The sequence below is a fragment of the Haematobacter massiliensis genome (assembly GCF_000740795.1).
Classification (GTDB): domain Bacteria; phylum Pseudomonadota; class Alphaproteobacteria; order Rhodobacterales; family Rhodobacteraceae; genus Haematobacter; species Haematobacter massiliensis.
The window spans coordinates 1-732 of the sequence record NZ_JGYG01000046.1 but is presented as its reverse complement, the minus strand read 5'-3'; the positions used below and the strand labels follow the sequence as shown (position 1 = coordinate 732).

General features: G+C 66.5%; 1 protein-coding gene. It reads left to right on the top strand.

The annotated features are described in order from the left end of the window. Positions 1–6: 6 nt before the first annotated feature. Positions 7–732 (top strand): type I glyceraldehyde-3-phosphate dehydrogenase (locus CN97_RS19685; RefSeq protein ID WP_035715330.1); only part of this gene is annotated, 726 nt, incomplete at its 3' end.

The window sequence follows — 732 nt, the reverse complement described above, 5'->3', positions numbered from 1 at the left end:
GACCTCATGACGACGACTTTGGCGATCAACGGTTTTGGCCGGATAGGGCGGAACATCGTGCGGGCGATTGTGGAGTCTGGGCGGAACGATGTCGAGATTGTTGCGATCAACGATCTTGGTCCGGTGGAGACGAACGCGCATCTGCTGCGGTTCGACAGCGTGCATGGCCGGTTTCCGGGGGAGGTCCGGGTGACCGGCGCGACGATCGACGTTGGCCGGGGGCCGATCGAGGTGACGGCGGTGCGCAACCCTGCGGAGCTGCCCTGGCAGGGGGTGGATGTCGCGCTGGAATGCACGGGGGTCTTCACCGACCGGGACAAGGCGGCGCTGCACCTGGAGAACGGCGCGCAGCGGGTTCTGGTTTCGGCACCCTCGGCCGGGGCGGACAAGACGATCGTGTTCGGGGTGAACGACAAGGTGCTGCGGCCGGAGGATCTGGTGATCTCGAACGGCTCGTGCACGACGAACTGCCTGAGCCCGGTGGCGCAGGTCCTGAACGACGCGGTCGGCATCACGCGGGGGTTCATGACGACGATCCACAGCTATACGGGCGATCAGCCGACGCTGGATACGATGCACAAGGACCTGTACCGGGCGCGGGCGGCGGCGCTGTCGATGATCCCGACCTCGACGGGGGCGGCGAAGGCGGTGGGTCTGGTGCTGCCGGAGCTGAAGGGCAAGCTGGACGGGGTTGCGATCCGGGTTCCGACACCGAACGTCTCTGTCGTGGAC